This window comes from Sorangium sp. So ce124, from assembly GCF_051525235.1.
GTDB classification, from domain to species: Bacteria; Myxococcota_A; Polyangia; order Polyangiales; family Polyangiaceae; genus Sorangium; species Sorangium atrum.
Genome location: NZ_CP150312.1, coordinates 11,613,508 through 11,637,688, shown reverse-complemented (window position 1 = coordinate 11,637,688; position 24,181 = coordinate 11,613,508). Strand labels below are relative to the sequence as shown.

Genomic DNA, 24,181 nt, shown 5'->3' with positions numbered 1-24,181 from the left:
GAAATACCCTCGATCGGGGTGCCGACGCTGTTCACGCAAGCGGAAGGCCACACGACCAGGAGCGCCAGCGCGAGCTCCTGGGCGACCCCGCGCGGTCGAAGACCCCGAGCATGTGCGGACTCTCCGTGTGCGAGAACCGGGAGATCCCCTGGCCTCCCGCCCTCGATGGCGAGGTGGGACGCAAAGGAAAGGCCAAGGCCGTGAGCCGATGATGAACGGCCAGGGGAGGTCAGACAGGCCCATAGTACCGACGAAGCTGCCGAACAAGGCCGGGCAACCGGACGCGGAGGCCGTGGAGGGAAGGGGTCTGGCCAAGGGGAACGCGAACCAGCAAAACACGCCCCGGACGCAGCGCCGGACAAGCGTGCCCAGTGCGCTGGATCGCGTACGGGAAGTCGCAAGACGGGACAGGAAAACGAAGTTCACGGCGCTCTTCCACCATCTCACCATCGACCGACTACGAGCCGCATTCATTGCCCTGCAACGGAATGCGGCACCCGGAGTCGACGGGGTGACGTGGGAGCAATACGCGGGCAACCTGGAGGACAACCTCCTGGATCTGCACGCTCGATTGCGCAGTGGGGCGTATCGAGCAAAACCGTCGCGGAGGGTGTACATTCCGAAGGCAGACGGGCGGCAGCGGCCGCTCGGCATAGCCTCGTTGGAGGACAAGATCGTCCAGCGAGCCGTCGTCGAAGTGCTGAATACCATCTACGAAGCGGATTTTCTCGGCTTCTCGTACGGATTTCGGCCGCGGCGCAACCAGCACCATGCGCTGGATGCTCTCGCCGTCGGGATTCGTCGATGTAAGGTGAGCTGGGTGCTCGATGCCGACATCCGTGGTTGTTTCGATGCCATCGATCACGGGTGGATGGTGAAATTCCTCGAGCACCGAATCGCGGACAAGAGGATGCTGCGTCTCCTTCAGAAGTGGTTGAACGCAGGAGTGATAGAGGGTGAGGAGTGGACGAGGGGGGAGGATGGCACTCCGCAAGGAGCAACGGTTTCACCCTTGCTGGCGAACATCTATCTCCACTATGTACTCGACCTATGGGTCCAGCAATGGAGGAATCGGCATGCGCGCGGGAGCGTCATCATCACGCGTTTTGCGGACGACTTCGTCGTTGGATTCCAGTACCGCACGGACGCCGAGCGGTTCCTGCAAGATCTACGCGAGAGATTGCGGAAATTCGCGCTGGAGTTACACCCCGACAAGACCCGCATCCTCGAATTTGGACGCTTCGCGGCGTCCAATCGACAGGAGAAAGGTCAGGGAAAGCCGGAGAGCTTCAACTTCCTGGGTTTCACGCATATTTGCGGAAAGACTTGGATGGGGAAATTTCTCGTCGTACGGCGAACCATGCGGGAGCGGATGCGGAAGAAGCTGCACGAGGTCAAGGCCGAGTTGCAGCGGCGCCGACATCTCCTCATCCCCGAGCAGGGGAAATGGCTGCGAAGTGTAGTGCAAGGACATTTCTTGTATTACGCCGTTCCGTCCAACGGGCAATCGTTGCAGTGGTTCCGTACCCAGGTGACCCGTCACTGGCATCGCGCGCTCCGCCGCCGAAGTCAGCGTGACCGCACCACCTGGGCACGAATGCAGCGACTCGGTCAGCGCTGGATCCCCCCTGTACGCATTCTGCATCCCTGGCCGGACGAGCGCTTCCGCGTCAGAACCCGAGGCAAGAGCCCAGTGCGGTAGTGCCGCTCGCTGGGATCCGCGCGGGGGGCGGCCCGAGCCCACAAGGTGAAGGGCCGTCCCTACCGCAATCGACGGATCGCGCCCGCTCGGGAGGCATGGACCCGGCCCGGGCCCAACCGTCAAGCCCCGGGCCCGGGGAGCTCGCTGTGACCGAGCCGTCGCTTCGGGCGGCCGTGATCGCTTCGCTCGCCCGGACCATGTCCGGCGAATTTCCCCGGACCTGGTCCTCCCGCGCGCTCCCGGGGTCGGGGTGCGGGAGCGACATCGACGTCGGCCCCGGCGGGATCGTGCACGATGGCGCGCAGGCGGCGAACGCTCACGGGCATGACAGCGGACGGCTCAGCTTCTTCTCGTTGTGCTTTATCTGCAGCGCATTCCAGAGCTTTGCCTCGTTCGAAGTGCCTTGGCTGGCGCTGAACGTGTAGGCGTCCTCGATGAGCTCATCGGCGTCTTGAATGCCCGCCCGCAACGCGTCGCTGATGAACTTCTCGTTGAACAGCACATAGCTGAGCACATCGGGACGGCTGTGCGGGCTCACGGAGGTGAGCCAGTAAAGCAGGGCGAGGTCGCGATGCTGTAGCTTGCGCGTGCCACGGAGGATGTCCTCCAGGGCTCTCGCCGCCACCGAGCCGACATCGTCTTGCCCTGATGGGCCGCCGAAGATGATCGGGATGGGGGGCGCCCCGGCTGTTTCGTTTGCTTCCGCTTGCATGTTCGCTTCCAGCTGCTTGCGGACCTCCTCGATCATGCGATCGGAGGTGATTACGCGCATCATCTGCAATGCGTGATCCTGCAGCGTTGGCCACTCGTGGATGTTCACCGCTGCGGAGGCGCCATATCGCCGGGAGTCCGTCGAGACGACGATGATGCCCTTGGCGCCGAAATCGATCGCGGGCTGCAGCGGTGCGTTGAGGCGCACGCCACCGTCGACGTAGAAGTGGCCGCGAGCCGGCGAGCCGATCCGGGCCGGAGGGAACAGGACCGGGATCGCGGCCGACGCCAGCACGTGGTCTGAGGACAGCTGGGTGGGGACGTAGTCGATGGCCCGATCGTCGTCGTTCCGTGGTGTGTTCGCACGGCTGTTGGTGCCCATCTGGTAGAATATTTTGGTTCGTCCCGACCCGGACTCGGTCGTGGCAACCGCGAGTACATCGATCCTAGGCTTGTTGCCGTCCACCCTCCCGTCGCTCCCGCAGTCCTTGGGGTTGAATTGCAGGTTGTCGTTGATGACATCCCAGTCGATCAGGCTCCGGTTCGCGAGGCTGCTCCGCAGCGGTCTCGTGTCGAGCAAGCTCGTGGGGCCGTTCGTGCCGAGCAGCAAGCCGGCGGCGTACTCTGCGCCGGCGCGAACCAAGGAGCGGAAGACAGGGCCGAGGACCATCTCTTTGTGGATGCGTTGCCAGCGTTCGACGAGCTCGCTACTGGCCTCCTCCTGGGTCTTGGCGGCCACCGACGCGAGCAGGGCGGCGTTGATGGCGCCAGCGCTGGTGCCGATCAGGATCGTCGGTCGGGTCTTTCCGAGCTCGGGCAGCAGCCTGGAAACGAAGCCGGCCTCGTATGCGCCGCGAGCCCCCGCGCCGGTCAATACGATGGCGACCGGAGGCTCAGGCGCATTTCTGCTCTTTAACGAATATGCAGCCGGATTGTCCTGCTCTGACATGATGTTCTATCTCCTTCCTGACAGCGCGCGCGAACGCTCCACACGGAACGAAAGCCAGGGCCCACGCCGCGAAGGCGGCGTGAGCCCCATTGTCGAGGGCTACCACGGTGAGGGTGGCTGTGGTAGCGAAGCCATGATTCCTCGATGCCTGCGCTCTCGTCCGTGCCCGGCAGATCGCCTCGGCGAGAGGCACGCGCGTGGGCGTGCCTGAAGGAGGTCAATCCGTCGATCGTGCCTTTCTCCTTCACGCCGGATTCTCGCTGCTCCGCAGGATCTGCGCTGTGCGTACGGAGAGCGTCTCGGCCGGTGCCCGACTCCGATCCTGCCGAGATAGACGTCCGCTGGTCGCCCGGCGCGGCACGTTTTGACAGGACACCGGTGATATCGATGCCTCTCGGTAAGGCAGGAGCCTTGAAAATCCCCTTCACGGGACCGCCTGGACGACCCCGCGCTCGCGAGCGGGGGGGGTGATGCGAGCCGGCGGCTGCGCGGCAGGACCTCGACCGTCGCGAGCGTCGCCCTGATCCAGGCTCGTTATCGATCGGCTTTCCTGGCAGGGCTTCGGACCGCCGCTGTTCAGAACGATCCGCCGACCGCGAAAATTGTCTTGTATAACGTCACGCTTTCCGTTATAACGGACGCATGTTTCCTCTTCTTGTGGCCACGCAGACATTCGGCGCTCACTCGCGGGCGTGCTGTCGAGCGAGCGCTCGTCGCTCTTGCTGTAGTTAGCCGCATGAGCCGCGGCGTGAGCTGCGGCGAGGAGAACAGCGAGGCAGCGCGCCCGCGTCCACGGCGATGCGTCGCGCTGCTGTTCGTCGTGACGGCCGAGCCACGCGGCTCATCGCCGTCAAAGTCCGCCCTTCACGTGGCGCGCCCGGCTGGTCTTTGGCCACCGCGCGAGCCGAGGCGTCCCTTCGGAGGACGGCGGAACATCGCTTTCGACGACGTTCGACTCCGGCATGCGGCGCTTCCAGCACTCCCAAGGAGACAGGTATGAAGCGGTTCTTCGAACGTCACCGATGGATTGGTTCGGCGCTCGCGACCGGGCCCTGGTTGTTCGCCACGCTGCTCGGCCCGATCGGCTGCGGGAGCGACGACGACTCGGGCAGCGGTGGCAGCGCTGCTCAGACCAGCAGCTCGAGCGGTTCCTCGGGCGGCACCGGCAACGCCACGAGCGGAGCCGGCGGCGGTGGCAACTCGGGTGAAGCCGGCGCGACGGGCGAAGGCGGCGGCGGTGCAGCGGGCTCGGGCGGCGCTGCCGGGGCCGGCGGTGCAGCGGGCGGCGGCGGTACGGGCGGCGGAGATGGCGGTGCCGGTGACGGCACGGGCGGCGGCGGCACGGGCGGCGGCGGCGGAGGAGGCGGCGACGGCGGCACGGGCGGCAGCGGCACGATCGTCGAGTTGCCCAACATCGTCACGATCGTGGCCGACGATCTGGGCTTCTCGGACCTCGGCGCGTTCGGCGGCGAGATCAGCACACCGAACCTCGATACACTCGCCGCCGAAGGCCGCATCCTCACCGGGCACCGCTCCGGATCGCTGTGCGCGCCGACCCGGGCGATGCTCGTCTCGGGCACCGACAGCCACGCTGTCGGGCTGGGCCGCATGGGCGGTGGCACCGGACCGCAAGCAGGGCAGCCCGGCTATGAGGGCTACCTGACCGACAATGCGCTGTCCGTCGCCGAGATCCTGAGAGACGCCGGCTACCACACGTACATCGCCGGCAAGTGGCACCTCGGCGACACGGAGGATCAGAGCCCTCCGGCGCGCGGCTTCGAGAAATCGTACGTCCTGCTCCCCGGCGTGGCGACGTTCTTCAACGAGTTCGCCGACCCGCCCACGACCGCGCAGGCTCAGCTCTATCGCGAGGACGGCGTGTACACGCAGCCGCCGCGCGACTTCTACGCGCCCGAGTTCTACACGGACAAGCTCATCCAGTACATCGAGAGCAACCGCGCCGACGGCAAGCCGTTCTTCGCGTTCGCGACGTACACAACGCCGCACTGGCCGCTCCAGGCTCCGCCAGAGTACATCGACAGGTACCGCGGCCGCTACGACGCGGGCTACGACGCCATCCGCGAGCGGCGCCTCGAGCGGCTCAAGAGCCGCGGCGTCATCCCGCAATCGTTCACGCCGAATCCTCGCTTGCCGAGCGGCGGCAGCAACCCGAAGACCTGGGAAGAGCTGACGCCGGAGGAGAGGATCTTCGAAGCGCGGCGCATGGAGATCTACGCCGCCATGGTCGAGAACCTCGACGCCAACATCGGCAGGTTGATCCAGTACCTCAAGCGGGTCGGCGAGTACGAGAACACCTTCATCTTCTTCCAGTCCGACAACGGCGCGGAAGGTGGCACGCGCGAGGGCTTCGCCGCCACCGACCCGAGCCGCTCCGGACCGGTGGTGAACACGCTCGAGAACCTGGGCCGACCGGGCTCGTACATCGGCGTCGGACCCCGCTGGGCCGAGGTGAGCGCCACGCCGTTCCGGCTGTGGAAGAGCTACACAACCGAAGGCGGCATCGCCGTTCCGGCCATCGCACGGCTGCCGGGACAGCACCAGGCCAGGCCGCAGTTCGACGGAACCACGCACGTGATCGATTTCCTGCCGACCGTGCTCGAGCTGGCCGGTGTGCCCAATCCGGGGAGCACCTACAAGGGCAGGGACGTCGAGCCGATCAGCGGGCACTCGATCCTGCCGGTGCTCGAAGACCGGGCCACGGGGCTGCGCGCGCCCGGTGAGACGTTGATCTGGGAGCACGGCAACCACCGCTATGTGATCCGCGACAACTGGAAGCTGCTGTGGCTCAGCGCGCCCTATGGCCCGACGCCGCGCGCCTGGAGCTTGTTTGATCTGGCCACCGACCGCGGCGAGATCAACGACGTTTCCGCGGCTCATCCGGATGTGGCGGCCGAGCTCGCCGCCGCGTGGGAGCAGTACGCCGCCGCCCGCGGAGTCATCCTCACCGAGTAAACGCGCACCCCGCCGCGCGCGAGACCCGGGCGTCTCTGCACGACCCGTGTCTCGCGGCGGCGCTCGCCTCTGCCCCGCACATGGCCGATTCCCGACTCGTTCGCTCGTGGCCCATCGCTGTCGTGATCCTGGCGCTCGCCGGGCTCGTGGTCTGGCGCGCGCCAACGAGCGCGTCCTCCCTCACGCCAGCCGACGCCATCACGGCGAGCGCTTCGGGGGCGAAACCCGGGGCGGCGCGCGGCGGCCACGCCGAGGCCTCGTCGGCTGCCGCAACGCGGGTCAGCCCGGCGGAGCGGTCGCCGGAGCGTGCGGCCTCCGCCTTCGTCGGCAGCGACCGCTGCGCGCCGTGCCACGCCGAGGAGCACGCCGCGTGGCAGGGCTCGCAGCACGCGCGGGCCATGCAGCACGCGAGCGCCGCCACCGTGCTCGGGAACTTCGAGGGCGCGCGCCTGCGTTACGCCGGGCAGGTCCACCGCTTCGATCGCCAGGACGGAAAATACTGGGTCACCACGGACGGCCCCGATGGCCAGCTGCACCGCTATGAGGTGCTGTACACGTTCGGCGTCGAGCCGCTCCAGCAATACCTCGTTGCCGGCCCGGGCGGGCGCTTGCAGGCGCTGCCATTTGCGTGGGACGCGCGCCCCCAGACACGCGGTGGGCAGCGCTGGTACCACCTGCACGAGCGCGACAATGTGCGCGCCGGCGACGTGCTGCACTGGACCGCCGCCAGCCAGAACTGGAACCATATGTGCGCCGAGTGCCACTCGACGCACGTCACGAAAGGGTACGACGCGGTCGCGGATCACTTCACCACCACCTGGTCCGAGATCAGCGTCGGGTGTGAAGGCTGCCACGGCGGCGGCGCGCGCCACCTCGACTGGACCAAGGCGAGGACGCCGGACCCCTCGAAGGGCCTCGACGTGCGCTTCGACGAGCGCAAGGACGCCACGTGGACGCGGCTGCCCAGCGGCACAGCGCAGCGTGGCAAGCGCCCATCGAGCGGCACCGAGAGCGCCACGTGCGCGTTCTGCCACAGCCGCCGCGAGACCCTCTCGCAGCCGTTCCGGCACGGCGCTCCGCTGTTCGACAGCGTGGCGCTCGAGCTGCTGACCGCGCCTTTCTACACGCCCGACGGCGTGATGAGCGACGAGGTCTTCACCTACGGCTCGTTCCAGCAGAGCAAGATGGCGAATGCCGGCGTGACGTGCAGCGACTGCCACGATCCGCACTCCGGCCGCCTGCGCGCCGAGGGCAATGACGTGTGCGCGTCCTGCCACGAGCCGGCGCGCTTCGATGTCCCCGCGCATCACCATCACGCCGCGAACGCCGCCGCCGCGAACGCCGGCGCCCCGTCCGGCGCACCCGCCGCTCCGCGCTGCGTCGACTGCCACATGCCGGCGCGCACGTACATGGGCGTGGACGTCCGTCACGATCACGGCTTCCGGGTGCCTCGGCCGGATCTCTCGGTCCGCCTCGGGATCCCGAACACCTGCGCCGACTGCCATGCGCAAAAGCCGGCGAGCTGGGCCGCCGACGCCGTGCGAGCCTGGCTTGGCCGCCCCGCGCAGGGCTACCAGACCTACGCCGAGGTCTTCGCTCTCGCGCGCACCGCGCCCGGTGACCCGGCCGTTGCCGCTGAGCTCCAGCGGCTCGCGACCGACCGCGCCATCCCCGCCATCGCGCGCGCCACCGCGCTCGCCTCGCTGCGCGCCGCCCCGACGGCCGCGTCGCTCGCTGTCGTCCGCGCGGCGCTCGCCGATCCCGATCCATTGCTACGGCGCGCTGCGCTCGGCGCGCTGGAGGGCTACGACCCTCGTCGCGCCGCGACCGTCGCCGCGGCGCTCCTCGCCGATCCCGTCCGCGGTGTGCGCGTCGAAGCCGCGCGCGTGCTCGCGGGCGTCGACCTTCGCGCCTTGCCCGAGCGCGCCGCGCAGGAGCTGGACGGAGCGTTGCGCGAGTACATCGCCACGCAGACCCTCCACGCCGATCGGGCCGAGGCCCAGAACAACCTGGGCCTCGTCTTCACCCGCACGGGCAAGCCGCGCGACGCCGAGCACGCCTACCTCGCCGCGCTTCGCATCGAGCCCGGCTACGTCCCCACCTACGTGAACCTCGCCGACCTCTATCGCGAGCTCGGCCGCGACGCGGACGGCGTCGCGCTGCTCCGGCGCGGAATCACCCGCCTTCCCGAGGAGGCCGAGCTGCTCCATTCGCTGGGCCTCGCCCTGGTCCGGCAAGGCCACCGGGATCAAGCGCTCGATCCGCTGAAACGTGCCGCCGAGCTCGCGCCCGAGCAGGCTCGCTTCCAGACCGTCTACCAGGCCGCGCTGACCGCCTTGCGATCATCCCCCCAGGCTGCTCACGGCCACCCTCGTCTCGGACGGCCATGAGGAGCTCCTCCACCCCAAGGGGGTCACCGCTTCGGTCGTGAACGCGGGCTCGTCCCCGCGTTCGCATGGCATGTCCCCTGCAGTCGGGCTTCGCCCTGAAAAGGAGCGTTGCCTGTCATGACGAAGCGACCTTCTCGGCGGACCTTTCTCCACGCCGCCGGTGCCAGCCTCGCGCTCGGCGCGTGTGCGCGGAGCGCGCAGCTGCGGCAAAACGCTACATCCCCGGGCGCGGGCGCTCCGGAGCCTCCCGAGGGGCCTTCTTCCGGGGCGCCAGAGGAAGAGGACGTCGAGCTGCCGGCGGGCGGCGTGATGCCGATGAGGACCCTCGGGCGGACCGGCGTGAAGGTCAGCCTCCTCGGCCTCGGCGGCTACCACATCGCGGTTCCCGGCGACGAGCAGGAGAGCCTCCGGCTCGTTCGCTTCGCGATCGATCACGGGGTCACCTTCCTCGACAACTGCTGGGATTACCACGACGGCAAGAGCGAGGAGCGCATGGGCAAGGCGCTTCAGGACGGATACCGCAGCAAGGTCTTCCTGATGACCAAGCTCGACGGCCGCACCCGGGCGACCGCAGAGGCGCAGCTCGAGCAGTCGCTCCGGCGGCTGCGCACCGACGTCATCGATCTCGTGCAGATGCACGAGATCATCCGGATGGGCGATCCCGAGCAGATCTTCGGGCCCGGCGGCGCGATGGAGGCGCTCGTGGCCGCGAAGAAGGCCGGCAAGATCCGGTTCATCGGCTTCACGGGGCACAAGGACCCGGACATCCACCTCGCCATGCTGAAGGTGGCCGAGCGGCAGGGCGTCCCGCTCGACACCGTGCAGATGCCTCTCAACGTCCTCGATCCCCATTACCGGAGCTTCGAAAAGGCGGTGCTCCCGGTGCTGACGCAGCAGGGCATCGGGGTGCTGGGGATGAAGCCGTTCGCCGGCGGGGAGATCGCGAAGACAGGCGTTGTCTCGCCGATAACCTGCCTGCACTACCCCATGAGCTTGCCGACGTCGGTGGTCATCACCGGCTGTGACAGCCTGGGTGTCCTCAAGCAGGCGCTCAAGGCGGCTTACACGTTCCAGCCGCTCGGCAGCGAGCGCGTCTCGGCGATCCTCGCGCGCACCGCCGAGCTCGGCGCCAGAGGGGAACACGAGAAGTTCAAGACCACGGAGCGCTTCGACGGCACGACGAGGAACCCCCACTGGCTGACGACCGCGAACCTCTGAGCGGGAGCCTCGCGGGCGCTCCCAACGCAAGGGGGCAGCCTCGCAACGGCCGTCGCCGCGCAGGCGCCCTGCTCCTCCGCCGGGCGCCGCTCGACGAGACAATCAAGTTCGTTGGCGGTTAGTTCGCGCTCTTCAGGGACGGGACACTAGAAGCCGAAGGTCGGATCCTTCTCGGAAGTGCCCCTGTTGGAGGGCGCAGCCTGGGAAGGCCGCCTCGCCGGCGGAGGCGCCGACGGACGTGTCGATCTGAGCGTGGCCCTCGCCGAGCCGGAGGGGGGAGCGGGTGAGGGAGCTGCCGACGCGGCGTCTGCGCCCGCCGGGGCCGACGAAGCCGATGTGGCGGGGACAGCGCTCGCGTCCGGGGGAGGCGGGGAAGGCACCTCCTCCACCCGTGCCGGCGGTGCGGCGGATCCCGGAGCGTGGGGCGGAGACGCCGCCGCAGGGGCAGCGGTGACCTCGGGGGCAGGCGAGCGAAGCAGGACGACGGCGGCGATCCCCAGGCCGACCACGAGCACGCTGGCAGCCACGGCGAGCGGCGCCCGCGACGGGGCGCGACGATCGACGGGCGGGGACAGCGCGCCTCCCACGGCTTCCAGCGTGCCGCTGGCGGTCAGCGTGCCGCCCGCGGCCAGCGTGTCGCCCGGGCCCACGATGCCACCTGGGACCTGCGTGCGGTCCGCTACGACCGTCCCGCCCGCCGTCAGCGTGCCGCCGGCCGTCACCGCGTCGTCCAGGGCCACGGTGCCACCCCCGACGGCCGGCGCGACGCCGTGAGTCGGCGCGATGCCGAGAGCCTGCGCGATGCCGTGAGCTGGCGCGCCGCCGGGAGCCGGCGCGCCGCCCGAGCCGGGCGAGCTGGCACGCGCCGGCGCGACGCCGTGAACCAGCGCCTCGGTCGAGTCCAGCGAGTCGCGCGAGTCCGGCACCACCCCGCTGCGCTGCACCGCCGCGGCGAACGCGCGGGCGAGCTCGCTCGCGCTCTGGAACCGCTCCGCGGGCTCGCGCTTGAGCGCGCGCTCCAGGAAACGATCCAGCTCGGGCCAGAGGTTCGGCGCGAGCTGCGAGGCGACCGGAATGTCGCCCGTGCAGATCTCCACGAGCACGTCGCCGAGCTCTTCGCCGGGGAAGGGCAGCTGGCCCGTGAGGCACTGGAAGATGATCACGCCGAGCGACCAGAGATCGCTGCGGAAGTCGATCGTCTTGCTCCGGCGCACCTGCTCCGGGCTCATGTAGTGCGGCGAGCCGATGAGCGTACCGGTCTTCGTCGCGTCGGCGGCCAGCCCGGTGCCGGTCGCCTTGGCGACCCCGAAATCGAGGATCTTGACGATCTCCTCGCCCTGCCGCGCGAGGAAGATGTTCGCCGGCTTGAGGTCGCGGTGAATGAGCCCCACCTCGTGCGCGCGGCGGAGCGCCTTGCTCACCTGGCTCACGATGCCGAGCAGCTCCTCCGGCTCGAGGCGCCCGTGGCGCGCGAGGTACGCCGCCAGGTCCTCGCCTTCGAGCAGCTCCATGGCGAGGTAAGGCGTGTCGCCCTCGAGGCCGTAGTCGTAGACGTGGACCACGTTGGGCGTCCGGAGCTGGGCCGACGCCTTCGCCTCCCGCTCGAACCGCGCGCGCGCGACGGGGGAGTCGGCGTGCTGCGGCATCATGAACTTGAGCGCGACCTCGACGTCGAGATGGAGGTGCCGGGCCACCCAGAGGAATCCCATGGCGCCGCCCGACAGCGGCCGCTCCAGGCGATACTTCCCACCGACGACGCTCCCCGCTTCAAGCGACAGCATGCGATCGAGCCTTCCGCGTCCCAGCGTCTGTCCGTTCGGGCCTCCGCGGTCTAGCAGAGGCCGGGTCCCATGTCGTGCGTCTTACAGCGGCCGGCATCTCGCCCCATCATGCCACGGGCCCGGCGGCGCGACGAAGGCCGAGCGCAAGCCGGCTGCTGTCGCATCTTCTCCTCCCTGCATCGGCAGGCTGCTGCTCCCTGCATCTGCAGGCTGCTCCCAGGCCCTCCGGGCGCTCCGCGGCATCGAGGCGAGGGGTCGATGTCGCTGAAGAGGGAGAAGCCGTTCCCGCCCAGGTGGCCCAGGGCATCGCTCCTGCGAATACAATATTAGTGAAATTTCTCGCTGTTCAGGCGTTCGGGGCCCGCCGATCCCCGACGTCGATGCAGGCCAAAGCGAGCTGCCGTGCTCGTCCGTGACACGGGCCAGCGCGCTGCGTGCGCAGGAGCTCGATCCCCAGCGTCGAGGTCCACGCCTTCGACCGCCGCGTCCTTCGCGCTCTCCCGCGGTACGCGCACGCACACCCCGAACATCCGCCCGACGAACTACCACTCTCCTGTCCATCGATTCGCACCCCCCCAAACGCCGCGGCAGTGCAGCGCTGAAGACACGATTTCTGAACGACATCGATGCGGCGCATGTAATGCCCCGATTCTTCTCTTCCCTATACGCGACGTCGCTCTACGTCGCTTCGCAAAAACAGCACGTTTCGTGCGCAATTGGCTTGCTGGCGCGTCCGATAAATCCCATCTTCGTCACCGCATCGATGCGCAGCAGATTCGACGCCTTCTGCAAGAACGTCCTGCGCGAGACCCTCGGTCTCGTCGGCGGCGCCGACACTCAGGTCGAGGTCATCGCAACTTCCCAGACCATGGACATCTGGTACGTGCCCGATCCCGCCCGCGCCGCGTTGCGCGCAGAGCTCGGCCTGCTCGGCGAGCTCGCGGCAGAGCCCTGTCAGTTCGAGCCCTTCCACGACACCCCCGGTCCGGCCGAGCTGCGCGGCTGCGTCCGCAAGCAGCTCCACTGGCATCATGAGCTCGAGCGCCGCGCCGGCGGCGCCGTGCCCTTCCCGCGGCTATGCGTCCTCAGCAGCGGCCGGCCCGCCACCGTGCTCGACGCGTTCGGCTTCGACCCGGTGCCCGGGCGCCCCGGCCTGTACCGGGCCGCGCCGGGATGGCGGATCGACCTCGTCGTCATCGCCGAGCTGCCGCGCACCCGAGACACCCTGCTGCTGCGCCTGCTCGGCGCGCGCGCCGTGCTCCGGGATGCCATCCGCGAGCTCGTCGCCCTGCCCGAGGACGCCTGGGAGAGGAGCATCGCCCTGCCCTGGCTGGTACGATTGCGCTTCGAGACCCCGGCAGAGCCCTCGGCGCGCACCGCGGAAGACGCGGAGGAGGAGGAGATCGTGACGGAAGTTCAGCAGTGGTTCGAGCAGCTCAAGCAATCCCTCCGCGACGAGGCGCGCAGGGAGGGCCTTACCGAGGGACACAGGGAGGGCCTCCAGGAGGGGCGCAAGGAGGGCCTCCAGGAGGGGCGCAAGGAGGGCCTCCAGGAGGGGCGCAAGGAGGGCCTCCAGGAGGGGCGCAAGGAGGGCCTCCAGGAGGGGCGCAAGGAGGGCCTCCAGGAGGGGCAGCTCCGGGTGCTGGCGAGGCAGTTCGAGAAGAAGCTGGGCCGACGGCTGACCGACATGGAGCACTCCGTGTTGGCTGAGCGGTTCGAGCGCCTGGGCGCCGATCGCCTCGACGATGCAAAGCTGGCACTCCCGCCCGAGGCGCTCGCCGCCTGGCTCGCGGACCCGACGGCACGCTGAGACAGATCCGTCGTTCGCCGACGGTGCCTACGCTTCCGTCGCGGGGCTCGACGCGGCCGTGCGCCGAAGCGACGATCGCCGTGCCGTCAGCGATGACAGGCCCACGGGGGCCTCCGGCGCGGGTCGGGCTCCGCCGCTCGGGCTCCGCAGGGCCATCGGCGAGCCCGAGGACGAGCCCGCCCAGCGGCAAGGACCCGAGGCGCACGCCCTCGGCGTCGCGCGCGGAGGCGTAACCGCGGCGTCCGGTACTAAGCTGCGTGCGCCATGGTCGACGCTTCCCCCATCACCGCCGTCCTGGGCCCGACCAACACCGGCAAGACCCACCGCGCCATCGAGCGCATGCTCTCGCACGACTCGGGCATGATCGGCCTGCCGCTGCGCCTGCTCGCGCGCGAGGTCTACGACCGCGTGACCACCCGGGTCGGCGAGGCCCGCGTCGCGCTCGTGACCGGCGAGGAGAAGCGCGTCCCGAGGCGGCCGGACTACTGGGTGTGCACCGTCGAGGCGATGCCGGTCGATCTGGAGGTCGACTTCCTGGCCATCGACGAGATCCAGCTCGCCGCGCACGACCAGCGCGGCCACGTGTTCACCGAGCGCCTGCTCCTCTCGCGCGGCCGGCGCGAGACCTGGTTCCTCGGCGCCGACACGATGCGGCCGCTCGTGGCCGAGCTCGTGCCGACCGCCAGCATCGTCCAGCACCCGCGCCTCTCGCGGCTCGCGAGCGCCGGGGCCGGAAAGCTCTCGAGGCTGCCGCCGCGCAGCGCCGTCGTCGCCTTCTCGACCCCTCAGGTCTACGAGATCGCCGAGCGGCTGCGCGCGCAGCGGGGCGGCGCGGCCGTGGTGCTCGGCGCGCTCTCGCCGCGCACCCGCAACGCGCAGGTCGCCCTCTTCCAGTCGGGCGAGGTCGACTACCTCGTCGCCACCGACGCGATCGGCATGGGGCTCAACCTCGACGTGCGCCACGTCGCGTTCGCGGCGCTCCGCAAGTTCGACGGGCGCGCCGTGCGCGACCTCGACCCCGCCGAGCTCGCGCAGATCGCCGGCCGCGCGGGCAGGCACCTCGCGGACGGGACCTTCGGCACCGTCGCGCCGCTGTCGCTCCCCGACGGCGTGGCCGCCGCGATCGAGGCGCACAGGTTCCCGCCGGTGCGGAGGCTGCTCTGGCGGAGCAGCGAGCTCGACATGAGCTCGATCGACGCGCTCCTCGGGTCGCTCCGGGCGCGCCCGCGCGCCCGCTCGCTGAGGCTCGTCGACGACGCGGAGGACACGGCCGCGCTGGCGAGGCTCGCCGAGGACCCGGAGGTGCGAGCGCGCGCGCGGGGTGAAGAGGCGGTGGGGCTGCTCTGGGAGGTCTGCCGCATCCCCGACTTCCGCAAGCTCCTGTTCGAGTCGCACGTCGCGCTCCTCGCCGAGATCTACGGGCAGCTCTCGGGCCCGAGCGCGGCGCTCGACGCCGGCTGGATGGCCGCCCGGGTGGCCGAGATCGACGAGGTGGGCGGCGACATCGACACGCTGATCACGCGGATCGCGTCGATCAGGACGTGGACGTACATCTCGAACCACGCGCGCTGGGTCCGCGACGCGGCGGCGTGGCAGGAGCGCACGCGGGCGATCGAGGATCGCCTGAGCGACGCGCTCCACGAGCGGCTTGTGCAGCGCTTCGTCGAGCGGGGCGGCGGGGCGGCGCGCCGCTTGCGGGCGGCGTCGGGCGCGCGGTCGTCGTCGGGCGCGCGGTCGTCGCCGGGCGCGCGCCGGGAGGAGGCCGAGCCGCCGGCGGTGGCGGAGGGACACCCGTTCGCGCCGATCGCCGCGCTCCGGGCCCGGCTCGCGCCGGGGCCTGCGGCGCCGGCGCCGGAGGACGACCGGGCGCGCTGGGTCGAGGCGCTCGTGGGGGCGCCGCACGAGCGGTTCTCGGTCGACGTGGGCGGGCGGATCTTCGACGGCGAGCGGCTGCTCGGGCAGCTCGCGCGCGGCCCGACGCTGCTCCTGCCCGACGTGCGGCTCGCCGCGCTCGAGGACCTCGGCGCGGGGGCGCGCTCGCGCGTGCTCCGGCGGCTCGTGGCGTTCGCGCGCGATCTCGTCGAGGCGCTGCTCGCGCCGCTGCGCTCGCCCGAGGTGCGCGCGCTCCCGGCCGCGGCGCGCGGGATCGTCTACCAGCTGGAGCAGGGGCTCGGGACGGCGGCGGCGCGCGACGCGGAGGAGCAGGTCGCGGAGCTCGCGCCGGAGGGCCGGGCGCTGCTCGCGGCGCACGGCATCGAGGTGGGCGAGCGCGTGCTCTACGTGCAGCCGCTGCTCCGGCGCGGCGCGCTGGAGCGCCGCCTCGCGCTGTGCGCCGCCTGGTTCGACCGCGGCCGGGTGCCCGCGTGCCCGGCGCCCGGCGCGGTGTCGATGGCGGTCGCGCGGGGCGTGGATCCGAGGGCGTACGCGGCGATCGGCTACCCGGTGTTCGGGACGCGGGCGCTCCGCGCGGACGTGGCGGAGCGGGTGCTCCGGGCGCTCGCGAGCGGCGAGCCGGCGGAGCGGCTCTCGGGCTGGATGGGGTGCCCCGCGCGGGAGGCGCCGAGGGTGGCGGCGTCGTTGCTGGGGTAGGAGCTGCCCGAGGTAATTCCTCGATTTTTGCTTTGAATTAGCCGGATTCGAGAGATTAGATTCTAGATTCGGCTTGATGCTGTGCGAAGATTCAAGCTTATTATCTAGATTCAGCCGACTTTTGTCTTGTTTGTTGACCAGGATGTCTCGCTGCCCTGGGCACCCGGCTCACAACTGCGGCGGTCCCCACGCCCGCCTTAAAAAACGAGGCGATTCTCATGTCCGAATTGTCGTCCAGGAGCGCGAGCCAAGATCTGACGAACGCCGTCAGGCCGGCGGCCATCATCGTCATCTCGCTCTATATCGCGGCGCAGCTCATCAGCCAGATCGCAAGCCTCAAGATCGGCGTCGTCTTCTCGTTGGCCGTGGATATGGGGACCTTCATCTATCCCCTTACCTTCACCTTGCGGGACATGGTCCACAAGACCATCGGCAAGCGCGGCGCCCAGACGCTGATCCTGTGCGCCGGCGGGGTCAATCTCCTGATGGCCCTCTATCTCCTCTGGGCCGCACAGGTGCCGTCCGACCCGTCCTGGGGGCTCGGCGAGCAGTTCTCGGCGATCCTGAGCCCGGTGTGGCGGATCGTGTTCGCGAGCATCGTCGCGGAGGTCGTGAGCGAGCTGCTGGATACCGAGATTTTTCATCGGGTTCGCGAGGCGTATCTGAAAAAATCGGGCCCCAGGCGCCAGTGGCTCGCGGTCCTCGCGAGCAACGCGGTCAGCGTCCCGATCGATAACCTGCTGTTTTGCTTCGGTGCCTTCGCCTTTGTACTGCCGTTCGACGTGATCCGGCAGATCTTCGCCATCAATCTGGCGACCAAATTCGCGATGACCCTGATAAGCCTGCCTGGCATCTATCTCGTGCCCGACAAGAAAGGCAAGGAGGAGCCGGGGCTGCAGGCATAGTTCCGCCTCCGGCGCTCAAACCAGAAGGGACACAAGCAGCGCTTGTGTCCCAGCTCCTCAGGAGCGGTGGATCGAATCACCTTGACCACGGAGGTCGGCCCGGCGAGGCCCGCGCCGAATCGGCCCCGATCGAACGATCGGATCAAATCACCCCTGCAGCGTCCGGCGCCGCAGTGTTCACGCGCGCATGATCAAGGCTTGCAGAAATCCTTGGCCGTCTGGACGGCGGCGACGGTGAGCTTCACCGCCTTCGCGCTGCCGGAGATGACGTACTCGGACGCCCCGTAGATGTCCGCGCCCGGCGCCCAGTTGTACGAATAGCCCAGCCTGGTCCAGGGGAAGCCCGTGGGCGTCTGACCCTTCTCCGGCACCTGCCACGAGGACATCGCCTGGTTCGTGAACCACCTGTAGTAATCGGCCGGAGCCGGGGCAGCCTGCTTTTCAGGCAGCTTCGTCCCGTTGCAGGAATCGGTGTCGACGCGGGCGTCCGTGCACGGGCGGAAGATGCTCGCGGCCGGCACCCCCGAGAACGTGACGAACTGCCGCTCCATCGTGTCCGCGGGCAGCGGCGGCTGCGGCGCTGACATGCCGAGGACCTGGTGGATCTGGAGCACCACGTCGCCTGTCCACGTCTTGCACTTGTTCTGGAGCTCGCCGTTGCTCGTGACCCACACGTCCCACTTCACGTTCACGGGCTGCTGCGCCACGTAGGCGCCGCACTTGTTCGGTCCGCCGTCGCCCCGGCAGCCGGCCCAGGTGGTCACGGTGTAGGTGCCGTTCGCGTCCGGCTTGAGCGGCACGAGCTTGCGCGCTGCAGCGGGCGTGACGACGGCGGACTTGAAGATCGCCTCGCTGTAGAGCGCATCGAGATCCACCGTCGCGGGGGCCGCCGGGCCGGGCGCGGCGGTCGCCGGCGCGGTGGCGGTTGTCGCCGGCGCGGTCGCGGCTGGAGCGGGGCTCGTCGCAGGGGCCGCGGGCTCTGGGCCGGGTGATGGGGCGGTGGCCGCGGCGGGAGGCCGCGCCCCCGACTCCGCGACGCACGCTCCGAGCGGGAGCAGGAACAGGCTTGCCATGGCCGCCGTCGCGGCGCGTGAGGATCGGATCATCTTCGCGGCTTCTCCTTGGTTGCCGAACAACACTATCCGACCTGCGGCGCCGGCTACAGCGTCACGGGCCCCGCGTGCTGGAGGAGCTGCCCGGTCGTTCACGTCGACTCGGGCGCGACGTGAACGAAAGTCCCTCAGGCCCGCCGGCGTCTCATGAGCCTCGTGGTCGAGCGGCTCGGCGGCGAGATCCTCGCGGGCGGACCGCCTCGTCGCCGCTTCGGAGCGCAGCGCCGCGGTCGTAGCCCTCGTCCGCCAGACCCTTACGGTAACCGAGATCGATGAGCCAGCGCAGGAGCCTCGGGAAAGCGCCGGCGCCGCTGCCGAGCATGCGAATCACCGCCGCCTTCGCGCCGCCGCCCTTGTTGAGCGCGAGGTGCTGGGTCGCCAGCGCCATCAGATCGGGGATGACGGCCGCGTCGCCGTGGGCGGAGCGTTGCCAGATCTTCGACCGCTGCAGGGCCTCGTTCGCCAGGAGCTCCGCGCGCTCCACGCGGATGACGAGCGCCGCCTGCGGCGGCTTTCCCGCGAGCGCCATGGTCGACAAGAGCGCCGGCTCGTCGGTGACGTACGCCGCGCCGCTGACGTGGAGAACGTCGTCGCGCCCTGGAACCACGGCCGCGAGGGAGACCTGGGAGCACGTCATGACGTTGTGGAACGTATCGGTCCGCCGGTTTCCCCGGCGATCGGGGATGACGAGCGTCTCGTGGTCGAGGATCCGCAAGAAGCCCGGGAAATCCCCTCGCGGGCTCGTATCGCCCGAGCCAGCAGCGTCCCACGACGAGACGACGGCAAAGGGGCTCGACGCGAGGAAGCGGGCAACGCTCGGATCGCCGAGCCGTCCGCCTTCCCTTTCGTGACGCGCGCCATCACGCGGCAACGGCGGCTCGACGGCGGTGGCGGCGGGAGCGCGCGGCCCCTCCCAGAGGCCGGATCGGAGGATGCTCCTCGCGCAGTGCACGAAGGCCTCCTCGACAGTGACGACGATCCGGCCGCCGCGTCGCTCCGCCACGGAGCCGTTGAGCCGAAGGGTCTCGCCGATTCCCGGCAAGAGGAAGACGAAGGAGGCGCCGCTGCCCGACTTCGGCGTCGGGTGTCTCGCCGGTAGCTCGAACCGGATGCGCTTCGGCGATTCCACGTGCACGAAGCCGCGGGCGCCTCCGACGAAGGTGCTGTGCCAGCCTCCCTGTTCGTCACGAAAACCGAAGCCGGCGATCGGCGCATTGGCGAGGACGCGCCGACAACCCTCGTCCAGGGCGCCGATCTGCTTCATGCGCACGGCCGGGATCGGGGCGCCGACGATCGCCTCGATCTGCTGCGCGGTCATCACCTTCCGCATCGAAGAGCCTCCTCGTTCCCGTCCGCCGAAGAGCGGTTTCCCGGGCTCCGGCACGGCCGCCGGAGCGCGCAGAGGAACCATCGCAGCCGGCGACCTTGACCGCATTCCGAAATGAGGACATTTTGTTTCGCAAACCGGCCATGGGTTCGAAGCGAAGGCAGCGTCCCTCGTCGTCCGTGTCATCAACGGCATCGCTGGCGTCGGCCTCGCCCTCCGCCGGCTCCCCCACGAAAGGCTCGTCGGCCCCGCCCGCATCGCCGTCGAGCGCTTCCCCCGGGTGGACCTTTCATGGCGACGTCCAGCTCGCAAACGAGCCACGCGCATCGATGGCCGAAGCGATGGAGTCGCTCTCGCGCCGCTTCGCGTCCGAGGATCGTGGCCGCTGGCGAAGCACGCTCGCCCGGCCCGCCAACGCCGTCGGCCTGAGCATGGTCACCGGCGGGCTGGAGAGCGAGTTCCACAGCCATCGCGAGTCACAGCTGTTCTTCCTCGAGCGCGGCGAGGTCACGTGTGAGGCCTCGAACGCGCTGTGGATCATCCCGCCGCGTTCGGCGCTGTGGATCCCCGGCGGAGTGGTCCACAAGATACGAGGGCGCGCGCCGCTCGAGGGCTACGGCGTCTTCATGGAGCCGGACGCGGCTCCGAACCTTCCGGCCGAGTGCTGCGCCGTCTCGGTCACGCCGCTCTTTCGCGAGCTGCTCGTCCGTCTCGCGGCGCGCCCCGCGCTCTACGACCTCGACGGGCCGGATGCGCGGCTCGTGGCCGTCCTGTTCGACGAGCTGGCGGCGGCGACGATCGAGAAACACCGCCTGCCGATGCCGGCCGACCGGCGCCTCCGAAAGCTCGTCGATGCGATGGCGACCAACCCCGCCGACGGCGCGACGATGGGGACGTGGGCCCGCCGGATCGGCGTCGGCGAACGGACCCTCAACCGGCTGCTCGTCCGGGAGACCGGCCTCAGCTTCGGTCGCTGGCGCCAGCAGCTCCACATCGTCCTGGCCCTCCAGCGGCTCTCGCGCGGCGCGAGCGTGCAGAGCGTCGCGAGCGACCTCGGCTACGAGAGCGCGAGCAGCTTCGTCACCATGTTCCGCAAGGCGCTCGGCGCGTCGCCGGCGCGGTACATGGCCCGTCGTCTCGGTCGCCTAACGCTGGACCAAGGCGCTCAGCCATGACTCGATGTCCCGCGTCGGCGGGTAGCTGTCCTGCTCTCGCTCGCGATCGTCGCCGATCGAAAACCTGAACATCGGGCACTCTTCATCCGGCGGAAAGACCTTCTTCTGCACGACGGCCCCGGTCCGCCTATCGAGCACGGTGGCCTCGGTCTCCTTGAACCGGATCGTCAGGTCAGGGAGCGGCTCGCCCGCTCGGTCCTTGTACCCGGTGCACGTCTTTCGGCCCTTGATCTCCGGGAGCCGGCGCGTCATCGCCACCAGATCGACGTCTTGCAGCAGGACCGCCTGGCCGAAGAGCTTCATGGAAGCCGTCTCCAGGAGGAGCACGCTGCTCAGATCGCCCTCCTGCTTCGGCTCACCTTCGAAGAGGACCGGACCATTCTTGACCCGATCGAGCACCGACAGGACGGACATGGCGGCGTCGGCCTGGCGCAGCTCGATGGAAGCTGCCTGTCCGGAGGGGAGCTCGATCTCGAGCTGCGCCTTGGGCCCAAGCAGGGTATCGCGGTATTGGGCGACTGGTATTCTTCCGAGCTGGCCCTCGACATTGTCGAGCTTGATGATGTCATAGATGTCGCTCTCGATGCGCCCGCTCTTCTCCGCGACCTTCCACCTGGTGCCTTGTGGGAAGCCGTGAAAGGTGATCTGGTACGTGCCCTCGAAGATGGAGACTTCGCCGTAGAGCGCTTCGTCGGACTTGACGACGAACTTGCGCTCGTTCGACCACTCGAGATCGAGCGGGCCGCGGAGAGCTCCGGGGACCCGGACGCGCCGCGGGGCGAGGATGGCGATGCTCACGATCATGGCGACGGCGATGGCGACCCCGATGAGGATCGCGGCGGGGCTGCGGCTCGGCGGCGCAGCGGGGCGAGGCGCGGCCGCGGGCGGGCCTGGGCGCTGCAGCTCGTTGTGTGTTCCGCAGTAACGGCACACGATCGTGCGGATGCCCGGCGGGACCTCCAGCGGCGCGATGCATCGCTGGCAGTGGTAAACGTTGACGGGGCTCATCGGCTGCAAGCTCCCCCAGGAGCGCGAGGACGCGAGGAAGCGAAACGTAGACAAAACAGGCCGCGCGCGGGTTCCACGCGCGGGTTCCACGCTGAAGAGGGCGGGAACGAGCTCGTCGACGATCCCTACATCATCGCCTCTTCCTCGCCCAGGCTTCCCGTATATCTGCCTTGACAAATGAACAGTATCGCGCAAATGTTCGACCGGGCATGTGTCCACCTTGACAGGTGAGCAGTACTGCGCAAAAGTTGGACCGGATACGCCTGCGCCCGCACGAAAAAGAGGAGATGACGATGCCCATGATCGGACGACAGTGCACTCGCGACGGCAGGACGGTCTGCCTTCGGATGAGTCAGACCGGTCTACCGGTGAATCAAGAGGAGCGCGGGCTCACGCTCGTGTACGGGTGGGCGAGCGAAGAGCGCCGCGCGCAAGGGATTCCAGCGTCGATCCAGGGAGTCGAGTTCCGCAACGACTCGGGCAAGGTCCTCGCGTTCGACTTCTGCCCGTTTTGCGGCGAGAAGCTCGCGGGGAGCACGAGCAGCGTCCGAGCGCCCGTCGCGCGGCGCGCCGCTCCGGAAGGCGCCCGCGCCGAGTCACCGCCGGCGGCGGTCGAGCGCACGCAGCGGGCCGGGCGCGCGGTCGAGGCCGTGCCGGCCACCCCTCCGAGCGCATCGGCGCGCGCGAAGGCGGCGACAGACTCGACGACGCTGAAGGTGCTTCGCGAGAAGCTCGGGCTCTCGCAGGCCGAGCTCGGCGAAAAGCTCGGCCTCGCGCGCAGCTCGGTCGCCAACTACGAGAACGGGCGGTCACCTCTGTCGCAGCGGCTCCGCAAGTGGGTCGCAAAGCACGAGGCGAAGCTCAACGAAGGGGGAAACGGCGCAGCCGGCCGCGGGAGCGCGGCCGCCTAGCACGTCATCTGGTCCAGGCGCGCCCCGCTGCGCCCTCGGGAGCAGCGGGCTCTTGCTCCAGCCCGGGGCCCGGAGGGGGCTCGATACTTAGATGAGCTCGGCGATGGCCCTGGCGGGCATCGCCAGCTGCCCCCTTACGCCCTTCATCGCGCTGCCCAAGGAGCATCGACATGGGAAGCGGCGATGTCTCATGGAGCTGCGTGTGCTGCGGCCGAGCCTTCGGCCCTGCGCGGCCTGATGCCTGTGTCGTATGCGGGACGGAGGCCCCGTCCCTCCTCGGCGTTCCCATCCTGACGTTCAAGCCGCACGTGTGGATTGACGCGCTGCGGACGCAGGTCGCCTCGCTGCCCGAGCCCGACGCGGCGCAGCCGGGGAACCGCGAGGCGCTGAAGCGCGTCCTGGAGCCCGCGCTCGCGCAAGCGGCGGGGCTCCCTCAGCGCCCGGTCGGCATGAGCGACTTCATGACGTCGCAGATGGCCGGCTGGGAAACCAGGCTCCCGTACCTGTACATCGACTGGGCCGACACCGAAGAATTCCGCGCCGACCGCGCGTTCTTCCTCGACGCGGTTCTGCGGCATTGCCCGGATCGGGGCGTCGCGGCGGTGCTCGGCTGCGGCGCTGGAGGGCTCGTCGCGAGCCTGGCCACGGCCTTCCCCACGAGCCTCGGGCTCGACGTCTCGTTGCCGCAGCTGCTGCTCGCCGACCACCTGATGCGCGGCGGCGCGCTCTCGCTGCAGATCCCGGAGGCGCGCTGGCGCCAGGTCTCGATGCGGGGGCCGGCGACGCCTCCCAGAGGGGCAGGCTTCATCGTGGCGGACGCCGCCGCGCTGCCCTTCGCTCCCGGATCGATATCGCTCGTCGTGACCCAGTACCTGCTGGACATCGCCGGGGCGCCGACGTTCATCGCGCGGGAGATCAACCGGGTCCTGTCCCCCGGGGGCGTATGGCTCAATCTCGGCTTGCCCTTCCGCCGCTCCTCGGACCCACCGGCGGCCGGGCCCCTGAGGAGCGACGACATGCCGGCCTTCCTCGATGATCTCGCGTTCGACGCGCTGGAGATCCGCCGGAGGAGAGCCATGTTCCACGACCTCTCTGCGCTCGACGAGTGGCTCCCCGGGTTGGTTCACTCCACCATCTTCTTCGCCGCACGGAAGCGCGGAGACCTCGAGCCCGATCCTGTCGCACGCGCCTTCGTGGATCACGCTGCCCGGCGCGGGAGCGCGATCCTGGACATGATCCCGCGGTTCATCGCGGGCCGACGCATTCAGCTGCTCGAGGGGTGGTCCTTCGGCTCCGGAGGCCCGAAGCCTCGTGTGGAGCTGACCTCCGCGAACAGCAGAGCGACGCCGATCCCGGGCCCGTTGGGCGCTTTCCTGCACAAGCTCCTGTCGTCCATCGACGGCAGGCGGGCTGCTCGCGAGATCCTGGCCGGTCTCGGCCCGGCCGCCGGCGAGGCGCTCACCGAGGACGACTTCGTCGTCCTGCTGCGAACCATGAGGCTCCGGGGCTGGATCGAGATCGGATAATGATGCCATCCGCCCAGGGACAGCGCTGAAGGCATGCGCCGCTCCCGCGAGCCGGCCACCGAGACCGCGGATGCGCCAGGGCGCGCGAGCGACC

14 protein-coding genes and 1 pseudogene are annotated in these 24,181 nt (G+C 69.6%); 10 read left to right on the top strand and 5 right to left on the bottom strand.

Translation table 11 applies throughout. The features are described 5' to 3' along the window. Positions 1 to 208 precede the first annotated feature (208 nt). A pseudogene (gene ltrA / locus WMF19_RS43645) lies at positions 209 to 1,698 on the top strand (group II intron reverse transcriptase/maturase); the annotation flags it as partial. A 320-nt stretch (positions 1,699 to 2,018) separates the two neighbouring features. Here the strand turns inward: ltrA and WMF19_RS43640 are convergent. Further along, positions 2,019 to 3,362: a patatin-like phospholipase family protein gene (locus WMF19_RS43640; protein ID WP_437325548.1), complete on the bottom strand. Its 1,344-nt coding sequence runs from the start codon at positions 3,360 to 3,362 to the stop codon at positions 2,019 to 2,021. A gap of 996 nt (positions 3,363 to 4,358) precedes the next feature. Here WMF19_RS43640 and WMF19_RS43635 point away from each other — a divergent pair. From WMF19_RS43635 to WMF19_RS43625, 3 genes are all read left to right on the top strand, one after another. Next, positions 4,359 to 6,335 (top strand): arylsulfatase, encoded by a 1,977-nt coding sequence (locus WMF19_RS43635; RefSeq protein ID WP_437895772.1) that lies wholly within the window; start codon positions 4,359 to 4,361, stop codon positions 6,333 to 6,335. Beyond that, positions 6,290 to 8,725, top strand: coding sequence for a multiheme c-type cytochrome (locus tag WMF19_RS43630; protein ID WP_437895771.1), 2,436 nt, complete (start codon positions 6,290 to 6,292; stop codon positions 8,723 to 8,725). Before WMF19_RS43635 ends, WMF19_RS43630 begins: the two co-directional genes overlap by 46 nt. A gap of 117 nt (positions 8,726 to 8,842) precedes the next feature. Beyond that, positions 8,843 to 9,943: an aldo/keto reductase gene (locus WMF19_RS43625; RefSeq protein WP_437895770.1), complete on the top strand. Its 1,101-nt coding sequence runs from the start codon at positions 8,843 to 8,845 to the stop codon at positions 9,941 to 9,943. 146 nt (positions 9,944 to 10,089) lie between these two features. Here WMF19_RS43625 and WMF19_RS43620 read toward each other — a convergent pair whose 3' ends face one another. After that, positions 10,090 to 11,724: a protein kinase domain-containing protein gene (locus WMF19_RS43620; RefSeq protein ID WP_437895769.1), complete on the bottom strand. Its 1,635-nt coding sequence runs from the start codon at positions 11,722 to 11,724 to the stop codon at positions 10,090 to 10,092. Between the two features lie 763 nt (positions 11,725 to 12,487). Here WMF19_RS43620 and WMF19_RS43615 point away from each other — a divergent pair. From WMF19_RS43615 to WMF19_RS43605, 3 genes are all read left to right on the top strand, one after another. Continuing rightward, complete coding sequence (locus tag WMF19_RS43615; protein ID WP_437895768.1) at positions 12,488 to 13,534, top strand: hypothetical protein; 1,047 nt, start codon at positions 12,488 to 12,490, stop codon at positions 13,532 to 13,534. A gap of 264 nt (positions 13,535 to 13,798) precedes the next feature. Continuing rightward, entirely contained in the window at positions 13,799 to 16,123 is a 2,325-nt protein-coding gene (locus WMF19_RS43610; protein ID WP_437895767.1) for a helicase-related protein, read from the top strand. 218 nt (positions 16,124 to 16,341) lie between these two features. Next, a complete protein-coding gene (locus WMF19_RS43605; RefSeq protein ID WP_437895766.1) occupies positions 16,342 to 17,028 on the top strand; it encodes a queuosine precursor transporter in 687 nt (228 codons plus the stop codon). A 191-nt stretch (positions 17,029 to 17,219) separates the two neighbouring features. On the opposite strand, the gene WMF19_RS43600 is transcribed toward WMF19_RS43605, so the two are convergent. Beyond that, positions 17,220 to 18,134, bottom strand: a complete 915-nt coding sequence (locus WMF19_RS43600; protein WP_437895765.1) for a hypothetical protein — start codon at positions 18,132 to 18,134, stop codon at positions 17,220 to 17,222. Positions 18,135 to 18,285: 151 nt separating this feature from the next. Then, entirely contained in the window at positions 18,286 to 19,470 is a 1,185-nt protein-coding gene (locus tag WMF19_RS43595) for a pyridoxamine 5'-phosphate oxidase family protein (RefSeq protein WP_437895764.1), read from the bottom strand. 338 nt (positions 19,471 to 19,808) lie between these two features. Here WMF19_RS43595 and WMF19_RS43590 point away from each other — a divergent pair, with 338 nt between their 5' ends. After that, positions 19,809 to 20,642 carry an AraC family transcriptional regulator gene (locus WMF19_RS43590; protein WP_437901743.1) on the top strand — a complete coding sequence of 278 codons (834 nt, stop codon included), beginning with the start codon at positions 19,809 to 19,811 and terminating at the stop codon, positions 20,640 to 20,642. On the opposite strand, the gene WMF19_RS43585 is transcribed toward WMF19_RS43590, so the two are convergent. Further along, a complete protein-coding gene (locus WMF19_RS43585) occupies positions 20,613 to 21,650 on the bottom strand; it encodes a hypothetical protein (RefSeq protein WP_437895763.1) in 1,038 nt (345 codons plus the stop codon). The genes WMF19_RS43590 and WMF19_RS43585 overlap by 30 nt on opposite strands. Positions 21,651 to 21,949: 299 nt before the next feature. On the opposite strand from WMF19_RS43585, the gene WMF19_RS43580 reads away from it, so the two are divergent. Continuing rightward, positions 21,950 to 22,561, top strand: a complete 612-nt coding sequence (locus WMF19_RS43580) for a helix-turn-helix domain-containing protein (protein ID WP_437895762.1) — start codon at positions 21,950 to 21,952, stop codon at positions 22,559 to 22,561. Between the two features lie 170 nt (positions 22,562 to 22,731). Next, positions 22,732 to 24,087, top strand: a complete 1,356-nt coding sequence (locus WMF19_RS43575; protein ID WP_437895761.1) for a methyltransferase domain-containing protein — start codon at positions 22,732 to 22,734, stop codon at positions 24,085 to 24,087. Positions 24,088 to 24,181 lie beyond the last annotated feature (94 nt).

Excerpts from the sequence above, each read along its gene's own strand:
- WMF19_RS43640 (WP_437325548.1), bottom strand. The coding sequence starts at position 3,362 with ATGTCAGAGCAGGACAATCCGGCTGCATATTCGTTAAAGAGCAGAAAT.
- WMF19_RS43635 (WP_437895772.1), top strand. The coding sequence starts at position 4,359 with ATGAAGCGGTTCTTCGAACGTCACCGATGGATTGGTTCGGCGCTCGCG.
- WMF19_RS43625 (WP_437895770.1), top strand. The coding sequence starts at position 8,843 with ATGACGAAGCGACCTTCTCGGCGGACCTTTCTCCACGCCGCCGGTGCC.
- WMF19_RS43620 (WP_437895769.1), bottom strand. The coding sequence starts at position 11,724 with ATGCTGTCGCTTGAAGCGGGGAGCGTCGTCGGTGGGAAGTATCGCCTG.
- WMF19_RS43615 (WP_437895768.1), top strand. The coding sequence starts at position 12,488 with ATGCGCAGCAGATTCGACGCCTTCTGCAAGAACGTCCTGCGCGAGACC.
- WMF19_RS43610 (WP_437895767.1), top strand. The coding sequence starts at position 13,799 with ATGGTCGACGCTTCCCCCATCACCGCCGTCCTGGGCCCGACCAACACC.
- WMF19_RS43605 (WP_437895766.1), top strand. The coding sequence starts at position 16,342 with ATGTCCGAATTGTCGTCCAGGAGCGCGAGCCAAGATCTGACGAACGCC.
- WMF19_RS43600 (WP_437895765.1), bottom strand. The coding sequence starts at position 18,134 with ATGATCCGATCCTCACGCGCCGCGACGGCGGCCATGGCAAGCCTGTTC.
- WMF19_RS43595 (WP_437895764.1), bottom strand. The coding sequence starts at position 19,470 with ATGCGGAAGGTGATGACCGCGCAGCAGATCGAGGCGATCGTCGGCGCC.
- WMF19_RS43590 (WP_437901743.1), top strand. The coding sequence starts at position 19,809 with ATGGAGTCGCTCTCGCGCCGCTTCGCGTCCGAGGATCGTGGCCGCTGG.
- WMF19_RS43585 (WP_437895763.1), bottom strand. The coding sequence starts at position 21,650 with ATGAGCCCCGTCAACGTTTACCACTGCCAGCGATGCATCGCGCCGCTG.
- WMF19_RS43580 (WP_437895762.1), top strand. The coding sequence starts at position 21,950 with ATGATCGGACGACAGTGCACTCGCGACGGCAGGACGGTCTGCCTTCGG.
- WMF19_RS43575 (WP_437895761.1), top strand. The coding sequence starts at position 22,732 with ATGGGAAGCGGCGATGTCTCATGGAGCTGCGTGTGCTGCGGCCGAGCC.